This is a genomic window from Blautia hydrogenotrophica DSM 10507 (assembly GCF_034356035.1).
GTDB classification, from domain to species: Bacteria; Bacillota; Clostridia; order Lachnospirales; family Lachnospiraceae; genus Blautia_A; species Blautia_A hydrogenotrophica.
Genome location: NZ_CP136423.1, coordinates 500,834 through 517,586 on the forward strand (window position 1 = coordinate 500,834; position 16,753 = coordinate 517,586).

Genomic DNA, 16,753 nt, shown 5'->3' on the forward strand with positions numbered 1-16,753 from the left:
GACAGAGGGAAGAAATCGTATGAAGAAAGAAAATGTGAAGCCTTTTCTGGATGAAATAATGAAAGCAATGCCAGAAGTCACGGTGCTGACCAAAGAAGAGGAACGTCTGATTTATGCACACGGCTGTTATCCAAGGGAATACAAATGGCTGCTGCAAGGAACCTATAAATATCTGCCGTCTGCCATCCTGATGGCAAACTGTACCCAGGAGGTCAGCAAAATCTTAGAATTGTCACAGAAATACGAGGTGGGAATCATTCCTTATGGCGGTGGTTCTGGAATTGTAGGCGGAACCATACCAGAGGACGGAGAGGTTATGATTGATACGAAGCGTCTGAGAGATTTCGAGATCAATCCGATCAATGGAACTGCCACCGGCGGAGCAGGACTTACCGGAGCGGAGTTTGAAAATTTGCTGAATAATGCAGGATATACCTGTGGTCAGTATCCCCAGTCTTTCCAGAGCGCGGTGCTGGGAGGGATGGTGTCCACCAGAGCAATCGGTACCTTTTCCACCAAGTACGGAAAAATGGACGACATGGTAAATTCTCTGGAAGTGGTACTTCCCAACGGCCATGTGTATCAGAGTCATAAATGCCCAAAAGCTTCCACAGGCCCTGAGCTGGATCAGCTGTTTTTGGGAGCAGAGGGAACCTATGGTGTTGTGACAAAGGTGGAGATGAAAATATATCCAGTGGCAGAGAAACGCTATTTCGAAGCGTATACCTTCCAGCGCACGGAGGATGCGTTAGAAGCAATCCGTCAGTTTGTGCAGAACCATGTGCATCCAGCGGTGGTGAGACTGTACGATGAGGAAGAGGCTATTCCAAAGCTGGCAGAGTTTCACTATGAGAAAGATCAGGTGCTGCTGATCGTTGGATATGAGGGACTGGCAAGACAAGTGGACTTAGAACGTGAGTTGGTGAATGAATACTGTGTGAAAAACGGTGGAGTAAATAAGGGCACTGAGGCGGGAGAAGCCTGGTTCCGTACTCGTTTCTCTACAAAGAAGATGCTGGATTATGACGCGACGAAAGGCGGAACCGCAGATGCCATTGAGGTTGCGGCGCCATGGGACTGCATCGCGAATGTGTGGAGAGAGATGAGAAGAGCACTGGAACCTCTTTGCACAGTGGTGGACTGCCATTTCTCTCATGTCTATCATACGGGAGCCAGCGTATATGTAATTTTCCATGCGGATACCCAGGGAGATGATTATGACGGTGAAAAACGCTATTTGGAGTGTCTGGATACAGCTATCAGGACCAGTCTGAAATACGGTGGGAATATCTCTCATCATCATGGCTGTGGAAAGGCGAAGGCTGCTTATCTGGCGGACGAGCATGGGGAAGCAGGAGTCGAAGTGATGAAAAAGATAAAGGACGCTTTGGACCCCAAAGGATTACTGAACAAAGGAGTGCTTGGTCTATGAGAAAATTTCAACTGGAACACTATGAAAATCAACTGAATCATCAGGTTATCCATATGGATCAGGCAGTTTGTTACTGTCCCGAATTTCGTGCCACAAAGATGATGCACGATTATCCATCCAGAAGATTGCAGCTTGCCAGAGCTGTGTATAAGGGGGAGATCGAGCTTTCAGATTATATTGGCGAGATCAATTTTTCTAGCATTTTGTCAAGGCAGGGAGAACGCTGGCAGAATTTCCGGGAGTGTGCGGAGGACTGCACCGACGTCACGATTCTCTGTCGGGAAATGCTGCTGAAAAAAGGGTATCAATCCCCGGAAGTGAAAGAGTTCCAAAAAGCTTTGGAGGCCAAAGAGGGACGTCTGTATGAAAAAACTTCCTGGGAGCTGCCAATGGATGAGAAGTCCGACAAGGCGATTTTGTTGGACGAGGAGACCGCACAGAATGCAAAGGCTGGGGAAGGGCCTTTGAGAGAATATTTGAATCGGAAGGGGATTTCCTTTGTCAACCGCGCGGACGCGGAGTTTGTCGGCTTTGAATACTTTGCCTATGGACTGGTGGAAGAGGGAATTGAACATCTCAAACAGTTAGTAGAGAAATATGCAAAAATGAAGGTTCGTCAGGTATGGGTACTGTCTGCTCAAACTACCTATGTGCTTACGAAATTGGCTGATAAGGCAGAGATAACGGTTCCTTTCGAGGTGATCTATCTGCCGGAATGGTTAGAGCCGATGGATGTGAAAGAAAAAACCTATGTGTATGCCGGAAGTTTTAATCTTCGGTATCTGCTCAATGCAGAACTACTTGGCAGGCTGATTCCCAGCGAATCAGAAATTCAGGAGGTAAACAGTGAAGAATTTATTCCAATTCTGAAGGGAGATAAAAGAGTCAATGCACTGACAGTCTGGCAAAAACCTGTTGGAGCAGAGTATAAGCTGTTTTGTGGAAAAAAAGATATGCTTCAGGCGATAGAACAGGATGCATATGAAGATATTGAGAGGGCGAAAGCTGGGACAATTGTGGTTTTTGAACCGACGGCATTGCCTAAATTGAAAGAGAAATTTCGAGATAAAAGAGTTTTTCATTATTTGGAATTGTTATAGGGTTAAGAGATGGGGCGGCGCACGCGATAGATTGGTGCACCGCCCTATTCTTGTCTTACGTTTTATTTTTTAACCCTGTGAAAAATTCCTTTGTACAGCACACAGGCGATAAAGATTAATCCAATGTATCCGATGACAGGATAAATCGCGCTGACCAGTTTTCCAAAAGAAAGCAGGCTGACGAAATAGGCAAATACGGCGACTGCGGCAGCGCACAGGGTATTCCAGGATTTCTGCGGAAAGGAAAAGCGGCTGCATACAGTCCACATCATTGCAGAGCAGGAAGAAAAAATTCCAAGAACCAGTATGACAGAAAATACACCGCCAAAGAGATGGGAGATTTTTCGCGCCAGGTAGAGGACGGGAATCTCCAAACCCGCTGTCGCATTTCCATTGAGCATGATGGCGGTGCTGACGACTGTAATCGACAGGAGGAGGGCAGTTCCGCCAAGAATTGCGCTGTATTTCAGTTCTTTTTTTGAGGACACCCCATAGCCCAGCCGTGTGAAATAGGTACTTCCAGGGAAGAAGTTCAGCCCCAGATATAAAAGCCCGCTCATCAGCCAGTTGGGGGCTGCGTGGTAGGGGGCAAGCGCTGTTTCATAGGCAGGAATCTTTTCCCAATTTCCCATATCTGCAAACAGAGAGAGGATGCCGACGATCAGGGAAAAGACAATAATCAAAGGACCAAGAGAGGAGATAATTTTTATCATTCTCTCAAAACCGATTAAATATGCGGCCAGGACCAGGGCGGCCATAAGCGCGGAACCAATGTAGGTGTTGATGCCATAGTATTCTTTCAAGGTCGCACCGCCGCCGGCCACCAATATGGGAATCAAAAGCAGCAAGATTGCGGTGATTAGCCAGGTGTAGAAGGTTCCCAATTTACTGCCGCAGAAGAATTTGAAGTGGTTAAAATCAGGCTTGGTCTTATGCTCAAAGCCAGAGCGCATCAGCAGATAGCCGATTCCGATGAAGCCAGCCAGGTTCAAGAGGACGACTCCGTAACTGTGGTATCCGTAGCTGGAAAAAAATTGAAGAACCTCTTGGCCGGTGGCAAAGCCGGAACCGATGACCCAAGCCATAAAAGCGCCAGCAGTTTTAAACACTTTTTTAAAATTTATGTGGTTTTCCATGAAAGCTCCTCCTTTCTTTTGTATTCTCGCTGTTGATTTGGATTCTCAGCAGGTTTAATTTATCGTAATTCATTGACAGTACGTGCGGCAAAAAAGCAGCGCTTACTACAGATTTGAGCTGATAGCCAAGGAGTGATAATGAAACAGTGAGCGGTTTTTAATTTTTATTTTATCATAGTTCTGAAAACGTGGGAACCAAGAGTTTTATAGTATGTTTTCATTCACATGTTACGGTCTGTCGAAGAGGAAGACTTTTGGGCGTCGCTTTTCTGTTGATTATGGGATATTCGTGGTAGTGAGCTTCGGAGCGTTTTGCTCTGTATGTTGTAGTCTGTGTCGGCTCAGAAAATGTGGAATTTCAGGGAGCTTGCACAGGGAATTCAAAAAAGAGGTGTGAGGAAAAAAGAAACTGGCTGTAGTTTGATGGAGAAGACGGATTCTTTTTCTGTATTTGTACAGAAACTGTGATAAAATATATCTGAGAGTAGAGTTTGTGTAAAATCCGGTAACATCAAGTTAGGAGGAGTCAGATTGATTATTGAAGGGAACCAGAAAGAAAAAGAGGCAATGCGGGCATTTCACAGGGGAGACCGGCAGGAAGGGCTTCGGCTTCAGGAAGAATTTGCAGCAGAATTTAGGGAAGAGTACAGGAACAAAGATCACTGCCCTTGTAAAAAAGCCTGTCGCTATCATGGAAACTGTAAAGAATGTGTCGCAATCCACAGGGCACATCAGGAACATGTTCCGAATTGTATGAGACCTTTGATAAACAAAAAAATTAAACAACTGTCAGAATTGACGGAGCATTCCATTGCGGATGAGATTGAGGCTCCCAAGGAAATTCTGAGAAAAGAGTTTTCCTATGATTAAAGAATACTAGAAGGGAGGCGATACAAGTGTTTGAAGCAGGTTTGAGACTGGGGGATACTTTGACAAACGATGAATTGAGAACCCTGTTTAAGTGTGGAAATATGGGCGGTATGCGTAGATCAAGACAGACGGGAACTTTGGTGATTATCTCGGATGACACGAAGAGTTTGTATAAAGATGAGTGGAAAAACGGTATATTGCACTATACTGGTATGGGGAAATTAGGGGACCAAAGTTTAGAGGGAAACCAAAATGGAACTTTATATTATTCAGATTCTAATGGGATAGAAGTGCATTTGTTTGAAGTGATGGAACGAGCAGTCTATACGTATCGGGGTATTGTTCAGTTGGCAGATGAGCCGTATCAATCGCTTCAGGCAGACGAAGAAGGCCAATTACGTAGAGTCTGGATATTTCCACTGAAACCCGTGAGGGAGCTTGACGAGCCAGAAGATAGAGCACTGTCCCAATTATCAAGTCGGGAATTGGAGAGGCGGTCAAAGATAAGCCGAAGGGAAAGAAGGCCGAAAACGGTGGAGACAACGGTCTATTATCGAGACCCTTATCTAAAAGAATTGATAAAGCGAATCGCAGAGGGAAAATGTCAGTTTTGTGGGGCGGATGCACCATTTTTAGACCGTAATCATGAACCATATTTAGAAGAGCATCATATTAAGCGTTTGGCAGACGGTGGAACAGATACCATTGACAATATTGTTGCGATTTGTCCGAATTGCCATAGAAGAATGCATGTCCTAAATCGTGAAGAGGACATATTAAAGTTGCGTTTTATCGCAGAAAAAAATGAAGAAAAGTTAAATAGACTATTGTCTTTATAAAAACAAGAAAAGAAGCTAAAAAAGGAATCTTAAAATAGCGACAGAGGAACTTTTATTGTACTTTATAGGGGTGAACGCGAGGAAAATGAGGGAAATTAAAGTAGCGGCCGCAGTAATTTTCCATGGAAGAAAAGTATTTGCGACACAGAGAGGGTATGGAGAGTTTGCAGGATACTGGGAATTTCCAGGAGGAAAATTAGAAGTAGGAGAGACTGCTCGGGAAGCGTTGGAGAGGGAGATCAGGGAAGAATTGGACGTAGAGCTGGACGTGAGGGAATGGCTAAAGACAGTTGAATATGATTATGTTGATTTTCACTTATCCATGGAATGTTTTGTATGTGAAATAAGGGAAGGAGAGCCGGTGCTGAGAGAACATAAGGCAGCAAAATGGCTGGGGGAGAATGAATTAAATAGTGTAAATTGGCTTCCTGCGGATAGAGACTTGATAGATGAAATTCAAATGTATTTCGAATCGAAGTCCTATTGACAAATATATTTAGTGGCGGCATTGATAATTTGTTACATTGAGAGATAGCAGAACTGAGGTGAGAAGATGTATCTGCCATATGCGGAGGAATTGGAGATTCAAGCATTAAACAGGCTGTTTGCAAACACCAGTGAATGTTATAAATTTTTTTGGTTTCAGGGTATTTTATCTAAAATTGAATCAGGAAAAACGACGATGTCTTTTGAGGAGATCGTGAATGAGATGATCGCAAGTGCCTGGTATATGGTCACAGAGTATCATTTAAATCTGGGGCCGAGGGATAATCTGGAACTGATTGTACGGCATCTCCAGGAGATTTCGCAACTGAAATCCTCTGAGAAAAAAGAAAAGATATTGGGTTTTCTGGAAGAGTGTACGGACAGAGAGGTGCTGCGGTTAAAAAGGATTTTGATTGGGAATGTACCTTACCGCCTTCAGTCGCCGCTGCTCACAGGGTTTAAAAATAAGGATTTTGACGGAAAAATCAACGAAAAAATTCAGCGGATCAATGAACAAAAAAGACTGATATATTATTTCAGTCTGTATCGTGGCATGGAGACGAAAATTTCTATTCAGCCGGATTGGGAGGCTTATATCCGCAAAAATATGGAGATTCTCAAAGGATGGCTGAGATACCATATGATTCTCTACCTACAAAGACGAAATCCAAGCGTACCTGGAATCTCAGATAAGCTTTATCCACCTCAGGAGCGGAAGCTAGAAAAGGTTAAGAAATATTGGAAAACGATCTTGGGGATTTGTCCCATTTGTGACATATACGGGGAGAGAAGGCTAACAGAACGAGATCTGTCCATAGATCATTTTATTCCGTGGTCCTATGTGGCCCACGATGAGTTCTGGAATCTTCATCCCACCACTAGAAGTATAAACAGTAGCAAGGGGAATCGGTTGCCAGCCTGGGAAAAGTATTTTGTGCTATTAAACAGACAGGAATATCTGTCCTATCAGATGATGTGGAGGTATGAGAGTGTCCGTGTGGAATTCGAAAAATGTGCGAGGGAACATTTAAACAGTGATGACATTCGGCAGCGTCTGTACAGAAGCGGACTCAGTGAGGGAGAGTTCGGAGGACAGTTAGAAGAAATACTCTGGCCGGTCTACCAGTCAGCAAGGAACAGTGGGTTTGGGAGTTGGAGCTATGAAAGAAAACCAGACGGTGAACTACTATAATCAATGGGCTGAGCGTTATTGTTCTGAGACTTTACATGTAGATATGAGCTTTTGTAGAAAAAAGTTTCTGAGCTATTTGGGAACAAAGGGGAAAATTCTAGATGCCGGCTGCGGTTGCGGCCGGGATAGCAGATATTTCCTGGAACAAGGGTATCAGGTGGAGGCTTTTGACGCCTCAGAAGAAATGTGTAAAAAAGCGGGGCGTTGGCTGGGGCAGGAAGTAAAATGTATGGAGTTCTCGAAAATTACTTATCTGCGTGCGTTTGACGGTGTTTGGGCGTGCGCTTCTTTACTCCATGTTCCCAAAAGAAAACTTCCAGAGGTTTTGGAAAGGCTGTACCTGGCTTTGCGAGAACCGGGGATTCTCTATGCGTCTTTTAAAAAGGGAGATTCTGAGAGATGCTTTGGGGGACGGCATTTCAGTGATTTTATGGAGATACAACTGAGAGATTTGTTTGAGAGAGAAAAGCTCTTCCGCGTGGAGGAGTGCTTTGAGACATACGATGTGAGGCCGGGACGGGAAACGGAAGTTTGGTTGAATGTGATTGCAAAAATCAGGAGGTAGACAGATGGGACATTTTTATTATGTGGGGTACGGACAGACTGTGTGGAATGTGAAAAATAAAATCTGTGGGGCTATAGATATTGAGCTGATGTAGCTGGGAGAGGAGATTCTAAGACAGTGAATTTCTATTTTTATGAGATAGCCAACGTGAAATTCTAAAAATCTGGTCTAAGGAGTTGGGAGATAAGAAGATACGATTTTTAAAAGGCTCTCTTCTGAGAAGACAAGCAGAATAGAAATGCTTGTCTTCTCAGAAGAGTTTTTTTGCCCTAAAATCTACTGCTTTCTCTGATTTTTCCTGTAGGAGAGACCGGAGAATCAATTGATAGGCTTCCTGACCGCATTATCCTGGAAGCGAAAGTAGTCAGGTCGGTGACGGGACTGGGTATACTCAAACATGGTGCCGTCACTATTGTAAGTCTGGCTGGTAATCACTGCCATACAGTTGTAATCGTCGGCGTTGAGATGAAGGTATTTTTCGTCAATCTCGGTTATTTTTTCCACAGTGATCACCCGTTTACTGTTGACGATAGTCATATGCAGCTCGTTTTCCAGATATTCGTAGATGGAATTCTCTGCAATTTCAGAGGTCAATCCAGGGACGGAGTCTTTTAAAAAGTAATTGTGATTAATAATCAATGGCTTGTTGTCCAGGTAATGAAGTCTTTGAAGATAAAATAGTTCAGTGCCTGCGCAAAAGCCTGTGCGCTTTGCTATGTTTTCATCTGCTGTGATTTCCATAAAACACAGTACTTCACTTCTACCAACTACGTGATTTCTCGCGGAGGATTCTTTGAAAGATTCGATTCCACCGATGGTATAGGAGGTCTGCTCTACAGGTTGAAATATATTTCTCACACCTTTCCCCTGCATAGTCTGTACATATCCGTCTGTCACCAACTGACTGATCGCTCTGCGCACGGTGTTTCTGGAACAGTCATAGATCTGTATTAGTGAATTTTCAGAGGGGAGAAGTTCCTGATACTGAAATTCTTCATTTTCAATTTTTTGTTTTAAATTTTTGTATATATCTTGATATTTGCTTTTTGGCATTTTACACACTCTCTTATGATAGAATTATAAGATTTATTATATAGGGGAATACTAAAAAGTCAAGAAAAAAGTGTTGACATGTTTAAACAAGTGTGCTAGTATATACTTGTTTAAACAAGATAATTTTTTTAAGGAGAAGGAAGCATGGGTAAATACGGAAATGAAGTCAAGCAGTTGCTAGATGCAATTGGTGGAAAAGAAAATATCCAGGCCGTTTCACACTGTATGACGAGAATGCGCTTTGTTCTCGTGGATACAAAGAAAGCGGATGAAAAGGCCATCGAAGAGATTGCCTGTGTGAAAGGAACTTTCACACAAGCAGGGCAGTTCCAGGTAATCATTGGAAACGACGTCGCTATCTTTTACAATGAGTTTACCAAATATGCCGGCGTAGAGGGCGTCAGCAAAGATGCGGTGAAAGCTGCTGCGAAGACAAATCAGAATCCTTTGCAGAAGATCATGGGAGCACTGGGGGAGATTTTCGCTCCGCTGATTCCGGCCTTGATTTGTGGCGGTTTGATTTTAGGTTTCCGTAACATTATCGGTGAGATTAACTTTTTCAATGACGGAACTCAAAGTCTGTCCGATATTTCTCAGTTTTGGGCAGGTACCTATAATTTTCTGTGGCTGATTGGTGAGGCAGTGTTCCATATGCTGCCCGTCGGCATTGTGTGGTCGATCACGAAAAAAATGGGGACGACGCAGATTCTTGGTATTATTCTGGGTTTGACCTTAGTCTCCCCTCAGCTGCTCAATGGTTTTTCGGTGGCGAACACCGCTGCCGCGGATATTCCGATTTGGGATTTCGGATTCGCGAAAGTACAGATGATCGGCTATCAGGGCCAGGTGATCGCAGCTATGATGGCCGGATTTATTCTGGTCTATCTGGAAAAATTCTTTAAGAAGCATTGTCCGGAAGTGGTCAGCATGATTGTCGTTCCGTTCTGCTCTTTGTTGCCGGCTGTGATACTTGCGCATACCGTAGTAGGACCAATCGGTTGGAAGATTGGAAACGGCATTGCCAATGTGGTATACGGTGGGTTGATGTCGAATTTTGGATGGCTGTTTGCGGGAGTCTTTGGGCTTTTGTATGCGCCAATTGTTATGACAGGACTTCATCACATGACCAATGCCATTGATACACAGCTTATCAGTTCTTATAATGGAACAATTCTGTGGCCGATGATTGCGCTTTCCAATATTGCGCAGGGTTCCAGTGTGTTGGCGATGTCGAGACTTCAGAAGAAAAACGAGCGTGCACAGCAGGTCAATGTACCGGCATGTATTTCTTGTTACTTAGGCGTTACAGAGCCGGCTTTGTTCGGTGTGAATATGAAATATGGATTTCCTCTGATCTGCGGCATGATAGGTTCTTCCATAGCGGCCATGATTTCAGTCAAATTTGGTGTGCAGGCAGTCAGCATTGGTGTCGGTGGACTTCCAGGAATTTTGTCGATCAAAGCTCAGTACTACTTGATTTTCCTGATCGCAATGTTGGTGGCGATTGTCGTTCCGTTTGTGCTGACTACAATCGTGGGCAGCAGAAAACTTTCCGCTGAGGCGAGAGGTCTGTCTGAACAGAACGTGGCGGTGGAGAAAAACGAAAAGCTGTCCGTAAAACCGGAGAGTGGAGACGTTCAGGCTGACGATGCCATGAGCACGGAAAATGTGGAATTGAAGGCTGTGTTAAGCGGTAAGGCGATTCCACTGGATGATGTGCCTGATGAGGTGTTTTCTCAGCATGTAATGGGAGACGGCTTGGCGATTGAGCCATCAGACAATACCGTGGTGGCCCCGGCAGACGCAGAAGTCAGTGTTGTGATGGAAGATACGGGACATGCGTGTGGATTGGCTTTGGCAAAAGGGATGGAGCTGTTGATTCACGTGGGAGTGGATACGGTAGACATGGGCGGAGATGGTTTTGAATTACTGGTAAAGAGCGGGGACAAGGTTCGCGCAGGAGATCCGCTGATTCGTTTTGACCCGGAGAAAATTCGTGCAGCCGGACATCCCACGACGACGGTTATCATCGTGACAGAAGAAGGAGAGGCAGGAGAGATTCAGTATATTACCGGAATGGATGTTCAGGCAGGAAAGACCACAATTTTGAAGGCACAGTGACGCAGTTAGAGTTTAAAGGTTATAAAAAAATACGCAGGCATGGATTTCATGCCTGCGGTTTCCTAATAAGGCAGTAATAGTTTATTGAGTCGAGGTGTGAAAAATGGCAGATTTTAGAAAAAGCGTAGTTTATCAGATTTATCCCAAGTCTTTTTGTGATAGCAATGGCGATGGACTCGGAGATTTAAGAGGTGTGATCGGAAAACTAGATTATATCAAAGAATTGGGGGTAGATTATATCTGGTTGACGCCATTTTATGTTTCTCCCCAGAAAGACAATGGTTACGACATTGCAGATTATTATCACGTGGACCCCAGATACGGGACGATGGAGGATTTTGAAGAGCTGGCAAAAGAGGCGGAAAAAAGGGGAATCCGTCTGATGCTGGACATGGTGTTCAATCATACTTCTGACCAGAATGAGTGGTTCCAGAAAGCCTTAAAAGGTGATCCGAAGTACAGAAATTACTATATTTTTAAAAAAGGAAAAGAGCCGGGAGTTCCGCCTACTAACTGGCAGAGTAAGTTTGGCGGGAGCGCATGGCAGTATCTGGAAGAGACGGATGAGTATTATCTGCATCTTTATGATGTGTCACAGCCGGATTTGAACTGGGAAAATCCGGAGGTGCGCCAGGAGGTTCAAAAGATTGTAAAGTTTTGGATTGGAAAAGGGGCGAAAGGCTTTCGATTTGATGTAGTTAATGTGATAAGCAAGGGGGAGTATAAGGACGACTACGAAGGGGACGGTCGGAGATTTTATACCGATGGCCCGAGAATACATGAATACCTTCAGGAACTGAATGCGGCTACTTTTGGGACAGACGCGGAAATTATCACGGTGGGTGAGATGTCCAGTACCTCTTTGGAAAACTGTTACCACTATGCAGGTGAGGACGGAAAAGAACTGTCCATGGTATTCAGCTTTCACCATCTGAAGGTGGATTTTATGGGGAACGAGAAATGGGTGATGGTACCCTTTGATTTCCAGAAATTAAAGGAGATCATTTTTGATTGGCAGGTGAACATGGCAAAGCATAAGGCATGGAATGCGGTCTTCTGGTGCAACCATGACCAACCGAGGGTGGTGTCCCGATTCGGAAATGTGAAGAAATACTGGAAAGAATCGGCGAAAATGCTGGGGACAGTCATTCATTGTCTGAGAGGAACTCCCTATATCTATCAGGGAGAGGAACTGGGAATGACAAATCCAGATTTTACGAAGATCGATCAGTATAGGGATGTGGAGAGCCTGAATCACTTTCGAATTTTGCAGGACAAGGGACTGACGGAGGAAAATGCCTATCAGATTCTTCAGATTCACTCCCGTGACAACAGCCGTACTCCTATGCAGTGGGATGGGTCGGAAAACGCCGGTTTTACCACGGGTACTCCTTGGATTGAGATTACGGACAATCATACCTACATCAATGCGGAGGCTGAGCGAAAAGACCAGGATTCTATTTTCCAACATTATAAAAAATTAGTACAGCTTCGAAAAGAGTACGATGTGATTGCTTATGGAGATGTGGAACCGCTAGATCAGAAGAACCCTTCCGTATTGGCATACCGCAGGGTTTATGAGGGCGAGGAGATCTATGTGGTCAGCAATTTTTATGGAAATGAAGTCACTTGGAAGTGTGAGAAAGATCTGTCGGAATTTGAAGTTCTACTCAGCAATTATAAAGATAAAAAGATTGAAGAAAATAAGTTGACACTGAGGCCTTATGAAAGTATTATTTTATATAACAAAATTAAGTGAGAAAGGATTGAGGTACTATGAAACAGTTCAATTACACGATCACAGACGAACAGGGTATTCATGCTAGACCAGCAGGAATTCTGGTAAAGGAAGTAAAGAAATACGCATCTAAGATTACGATTGAGGCCAATGGAAAATCTGCGGATGCAGGCAAGCTTTTGGCTATTATGGGCATGGGAATTAAGAAAGGAACCGAGATCACAGTCAGCGTGGATGGAGCGGACGAAGTAGAAGCCGCACCAGCGATCGAGGCATTCTTCAAAGAGAATCTGTAAAATGGTGTAGCAGGAAAGCTTATTCTGTGTTTACAGCAGACAGAACTGTGTTTTATATAAGAGGGAGTTTCTAAAGCCAGCTTTAGAAGCTCCTTCTTTGTTATGAGAAGGACCTCGTTGCATGGATGTCCTGCGCCATAAAGCGTCCTGATGTGGACCTGTCATAACAACGTATTTCATCGCTGAGAGATACTGCTGTGTGGAAAGGGCTTGACAAAAGTTTTTCAAAGAGTTAATATAATTAACAATGTTAATTATATGGAGGAATAAATGAGAAAAGAAGAGTGGATGGTGATGATTGAAAATATGCAGAAGCTGCATTATTTTTCCAGAAATATGCTGTTGCAAAATCAAAGATTGACTTTGCGAACCGCGGAGATGGAGTTGATGCTTTTGATATATTTGAAATTAGGGGAACTAACGCCACTAGATGTAAGCCAGATTATGGGAATGAGAAAGGAATCTGTGAGCAGAACTTTGAAATCTCTTTTGAGCAAAGGATATATAGAAAAAGTAAAATGTAAGGAAGATGAGAGAAAATATTACCTTTATCTGACGGATTCGGGACAGGAAATTTTAAACAAAGATTATCAGACGATGTTAAGGCCAATTTATTATTTAAGAGAAAAAATGGGAGAGGAATTTGATTCTTTCATTGAAATGGTAATGGTGGCCAATCGCTTTTTACAGGAATTTGAAAGGAGTAATGAACGTGAAGTTTTATGATACACTGCAGTTAGATCCAGCAGTGTTGAAAGCCGAGATTAAGAAAGCAGGTAGTGCTGGAGAAAAAATGCGGCTTGTAGGCGCCATGGCCGTAAGAGCGGTCTTACTCGTGGCTTTTGCAATTATTTTTATAACTAGTTTGACTGCTTTGTTTGGTGATGGAAACAGCAATTTTGCCGTGGTGATTTTTTGTATTTTTTTAAGTTGTAGGTTTGTAGATTTCCACTACTGCATTTCGGATTCGCTGAGAAATCTGGGCTTTATATTTTTTATCCTTCTGGTTGCTCCAATCTTAATACAGATGGTGAGTCCGTGGTTAGGTTTTTTAATCAATGTATTTTCATTGCTGTTGATCTTAGTGTTTTCCTGTGAGCGGCCGGAAATGGGGAACGGTGGTCTTTATTTGTTTGGCTATATCTTTTTGTCTGGAACCATGGTTGACAGAGAAGAATTTATAGACAGGATTTGGATGGCCGTGCTGGGGTATGCCATGTGTGCTTTGGTTTTCTATTTTAAACATAGGAGTAGCCAACCGGAGAGAAGATTCAAACAGATTGTCAGAGAGTTTCACCTATCTGACCCAAAAAGACAGTGGCAGATTCAGGCAGCTTTGGGCGTCAGTCTACTTCTGTTAATCAGTATGGGGATGGGAGTAGAACGCTATATGTGGGTAGGACTAGCTGGGTCTTCAGTTCTTACTTTTTATAGAGGTGACAGAAATCTCAGGGCCAAACAAAGGGTAGGCGGAGCGATTGCGGGTTCTTTGTTCTTTGCAGTACTCTATTGCATGATTCCTGAGTCTTATGTCCCCATGTTGGGAATGGTAGCGGGATTATGTCTGGGCTTTTGTGGACAGTATCCAGGAAAAACGGTGTTTAATTGTCTTGGGGCACTCTCGACAGCAGTGGGAATATATGGCTTGGGTGGTTCAATCTTGTTGAGAATTCTAAATAATATGGGTGGCGCGTTGTTGGCGTGGATATTTTTAAGACTGGGACAGAAGATCATGTCGCAGTGCTTTAGAGTGAAAACGGTCAGGGAGTGAGAACGCAAAGACGTATAAAATTCCAAGATTTGGTTCATAATGTGTTTATAAAAAATTCATTATGAAGGAGATCACATTATGGCAGTGGATTTTAACGTTAGTGAGACAAAAGATAACCTTATGCGTGCGTTTGCAGGGGAGAGTCAGGCCAGAAACCGCTATACCTTTGGGGCCTCTCAGGCTAAAAAGCAAAATCAGGCGGCAATAGCTCAGATCTTTTTATATACGGCAGATCAGGAGAAAGAACATGCGGAGATTTTTTATAAACATTTGAAAGAGCTGTCTGGCCAGAATATCCAGGTAGATGGAAGCTATCCAGTGGACCTGACGGATGATTTGGCGGAGCTTCTGCGTATGGCTCAGCACAATGAGTACGAGGAGCATGACGATGTCTATCAGAGATTTGGAGATAAGGCAAAGGAAGAAGGATTTATGAGAGTCGCGGACTCTTTTTATAAGATTGCTCAGATCGAGAAGTCTCATGGAGATCGGTTCGGGAAATTTGCTCAGTGGCTGGAAGAGAACAAGCTTCACGTCTCTTCTGCGAAGAGAGGCTGGATTTGTTTGAACTGCGGACATATTTATGAAGGAGAGAAAGCTCCCGAGGTGTGTCTGGTGTGCGAGCATGATCGAGGATATTTTATCCGCTTGGAGCTGTCGCCTTTCTGCTGATTATCTGAGTATGTATTTTTTAAGATGAGAGAGACTAAGAGGGTATCCTTCAAGCTGCGGGCTTTGAAGGATACCCTCTGTCTAGTTACTTTCCAAAATAATCGATCTGCATTGCGTGTCTTACTCTGCGCAGAGTCTCGGCCGCGACTTCTTCAGCTTTTTCGCTTCCTTTCTGAAGGAGTTCCATGATGTATGGAATATCTTTTGCAAATTCTTCGCGTCTGGTACGGATTGGCTCCAGAGTTTCCTGAAGCACATTGTTCAAAAATTTCTTTACCTTCACATCACCGAGTCCGCCGCGCTCGTAATGTGCCTTGAGTTCTGCCAGGTTCGCGTATTCTGGCAGATACCTCTCAAAATGCTCATCTTTGCAGAAAGCATCCAGATATAAAAAGACTGGGTTATCCGTGGTGTTTCCAGGGTCTGACACTTTTAGATGATTAGGGTCTGTGTACATTCCCATGATCTTTGTGCGGATTTCGTCAGGCTGGTCTGCCAGATAGATACAGTTACCCAGGGATTTACTCATTTTTGCTTTACCGTCGGTTCCCGGCAGCCGCAGGCTGGCAGCGTTGGAAGGAAGTACGGCTTTCGGTTCCACGAGAGTCTCACCGTACAGATTGTTGAAGCTGCGAACGATCTCTCTAGTCTGTTCAATCATTGGGAGCTGGTCTTCTCCTACCGGAACAGTGTCAGCGAGAAAGGCGGTGATGTCAGATGCCTGGCTGACTGGATAAGTTAGAAAACCCATGGGGAGACTTTTCTCGAAGTTTTTCTGTTTGATCTCCGCTTTCACAGTGGGATTTCTTTCCAGTCGGGATAAGGTTACAAGGTTCATGTAGTAGAATGTCAGCTCTGTCAGCTGAGGGATTTGAGACTGGATAAATATTGTAGTTTTTGCGGGATCCAGCCCACAGGCCAAGTAATCCAAGGCCACTTCCGTGATGTTTGCGCGGACCTTAGACGGGTCGTCAAAGTTATCGGTCAATGCCTGAGCGTCAGCAATCATAATAAAAACTTTGTCGAACTCTCCGCTGTTTTGCAGCTCTACTCTTCCGCGCAGAGAGCCTACATAGTGGCCAACATGAAGCCGGCCGGTCGGTCTATCCCCTGTTAGAATAACTTTTCCCAATGTTTCTACCTCCTTAGCATATTCGTGTGACAAGGTCTTTCCTATAACAAAATAAAGCCCTTGATTTTTTGATCAAGGGCGTAAAGTACGCGGTGCCACCTTGTTTAGTCATTTCTGACCCTCTGTGGATATGGAAATATCCTGCGCGAATTACGGTGCGCGGCCGTCGGCATATTTGGTGCCGCCCTCAGCAGTCCATATTACCCGGCTGACACTGCGTAGCTCACACCTACCTACGCTCGCTGAGAGTACATCTCCGTCTTTTTTCTGCCTCATTGGTTTGCCATAACTGATCTCATTATAACAATTCAGGCATTTTTGTCAAGGGAGATGAGGAAAATACTGCTGTT

General features: G+C 44.0%; 16 protein-coding genes. 13 read left to right on the forward strand and 3 right to left on the reverse strand.

What is annotated here, in order from left to right; translation table 11 throughout:
* Nucleotides 1-19 precede the first annotated feature (19 nt).
* Nucleotides 20-1,432 carry an FAD-binding oxidoreductase gene (locus tag BLHYD_RS02405; protein WP_005947269.1) on the forward strand — a complete coding sequence of 471 codons (1,413 nt, stop codon included), beginning with the start codon at nucleotides 20-22 and terminating at the stop codon, nucleotides 1,430-1,432.
* Entirely contained in the window at nucleotides 1,429-2,532 is a 1,104-nt protein-coding gene (locus BLHYD_RS02410; RefSeq protein WP_005947271.1) for a hypothetical protein, read from the forward strand. The genes BLHYD_RS02405 and BLHYD_RS02410 overlap by 4 nt, the downstream gene beginning before the upstream one ends.
* A gap of 62 nt (nucleotides 2,533-2,594) precedes the next feature.
* Here the strand turns inward: BLHYD_RS02410 and BLHYD_RS02415 are convergent, their stop codons facing one another.
* A complete protein-coding gene (locus tag BLHYD_RS02415; protein WP_005947273.1) occupies nucleotides 2,595-3,668 on the reverse strand; it encodes a YkvI family membrane protein in 1,074 nt (357 codons plus the stop codon).
* Nucleotides 3,669-4,199: 531 nt separating this feature from the next.
* Here BLHYD_RS02415 and BLHYD_RS02420 point away from each other — a divergent pair.
* From BLHYD_RS02420 to BLHYD_RS02440, 5 genes are all read left to right on the forward strand, one after another.
* Nucleotides 4,200-4,538, forward strand: a complete 339-nt coding sequence (locus BLHYD_RS02420; RefSeq protein ID WP_005947277.1) for a hypothetical protein — start codon at nucleotides 4,200-4,202, stop codon at nucleotides 4,536-4,538.
* Nucleotides 4,539-4,564: 26 nt separating this feature from the next.
* Nucleotides 4,565-5,377: an HNH endonuclease gene (locus BLHYD_RS02425; RefSeq protein WP_005947279.1), complete on the forward strand. Its 813-nt coding sequence runs from the start codon at nucleotides 4,565-4,567 to the stop codon at nucleotides 5,375-5,377.
* Between the two features lie 85 nt (nucleotides 5,378-5,462).
* On the forward strand, nucleotides 5,463-5,864 hold the full coding sequence (locus BLHYD_RS02430) for a (deoxy)nucleoside triphosphate pyrophosphohydrolase (protein WP_005947281.1): 402 nt from the start codon (nucleotides 5,463-5,465) through the stop codon (nucleotides 5,862-5,864).
* Nucleotides 5,865-5,930: 66 nt separating this feature from the next.
* On the forward strand, nucleotides 5,931-7,055 hold the full coding sequence (locus BLHYD_RS02435) for an HNH endonuclease domain-containing protein (RefSeq protein WP_005947283.1): 1,125 nt from the start codon (nucleotides 5,931-5,933) through the stop codon (nucleotides 7,053-7,055).
* Nucleotides 7,024-7,620, forward strand: a complete 597-nt coding sequence (locus BLHYD_RS02440; protein WP_005947286.1) for a class I SAM-dependent DNA methyltransferase — start codon at nucleotides 7,024-7,026, stop codon at nucleotides 7,618-7,620. The genes BLHYD_RS02435 and BLHYD_RS02440 overlap by 32 nt, the downstream gene beginning before the upstream one ends.
* Nucleotides 7,621-7,938: 318 nt before the next feature.
* Here BLHYD_RS02440 and treR read toward each other — a convergent pair whose 3' ends face one another.
* Nucleotides 7,939-8,673 carry a trehalose operon repressor gene (gene treR / locus BLHYD_RS02445; RefSeq protein ID WP_005947288.1) on the reverse strand — a complete coding sequence of 245 codons (735 nt, stop codon included), beginning with the start codon at nucleotides 8,671-8,673 and terminating at the stop codon, nucleotides 7,939-7,941.
* A 144-nt stretch (nucleotides 8,674-8,817) separates the two neighbouring features.
* Between treR and treP the strand changes: the two genes are divergently transcribed.
* The 6 genes from treP (at nucleotide 8,818) to rbr (ending at nucleotide 15,271) form a co-directional block, all read left to right on the forward strand.
* The gene (treP, locus tag BLHYD_RS02450; protein WP_005947290.1) at nucleotides 8,818-10,794 is read left to right on the forward strand and encodes a PTS system trehalose-specific EIIBC component; all 1,977 of its coding nucleotides are present in this window, start codon (nucleotides 8,818-8,820) and stop codon (nucleotides 10,792-10,794) included.
* Nucleotides 10,795-10,897: 103 nt separating this feature from the next.
* Nucleotides 10,898-12,553 carry an alpha,alpha-phosphotrehalase gene (gene treC, locus BLHYD_RS02455; protein WP_005947292.1) on the forward strand — a complete coding sequence of 552 codons (1,656 nt, stop codon included), beginning with the start codon at nucleotides 10,898-10,900 and terminating at the stop codon, nucleotides 12,551-12,553.
* A gap of 17 nt (nucleotides 12,554-12,570) precedes the next feature.
* Nucleotides 12,571-12,828 carry an HPr family phosphocarrier protein gene (locus BLHYD_RS02460; RefSeq protein ID WP_005947294.1) on the forward strand — a complete coding sequence of 86 codons (258 nt, stop codon included), beginning with the start codon at nucleotides 12,571-12,573 and terminating at the stop codon, nucleotides 12,826-12,828.
* Nucleotides 12,829-13,098: 270 nt separating this feature from the next.
* Nucleotides 13,099-13,554: a MarR family winged helix-turn-helix transcriptional regulator gene (locus tag BLHYD_RS02465; RefSeq protein ID WP_005947296.1), complete on the forward strand. Its 456-nt coding sequence runs from the start codon at nucleotides 13,099-13,101 to the stop codon at nucleotides 13,552-13,554.
* Nucleotides 13,541-14,599: an FUSC family protein gene (locus BLHYD_RS02470; protein WP_040350444.1), complete on the forward strand. Its 1,059-nt coding sequence runs from the start codon at nucleotides 13,541-13,543 to the stop codon at nucleotides 14,597-14,599. The genes BLHYD_RS02465 and BLHYD_RS02470 overlap by 14 nt, the downstream gene beginning before the upstream one ends.
* 78 nt (nucleotides 14,600-14,677) lie before the next feature.
* Entirely contained in the window at nucleotides 14,678-15,271 is a 594-nt protein-coding gene (gene rbr / locus BLHYD_RS02475) for a rubrerythrin (RefSeq protein ID WP_005947299.1), read from the forward strand.
* Nucleotides 15,272-15,356: 85 nt separating this feature from the next.
* Here rbr and trpS read toward each other — a convergent pair whose 3' ends face one another.
* Complete coding sequence (gene trpS, locus BLHYD_RS02480; protein WP_040350445.1) at nucleotides 15,357-16,403, reverse strand: tryptophan--tRNA ligase; 1,047 nt, start codon at nucleotides 16,401-16,403, stop codon at nucleotides 15,357-15,359.
* Nucleotides 16,404-16,753: the final 350 nt, after the last annotated feature.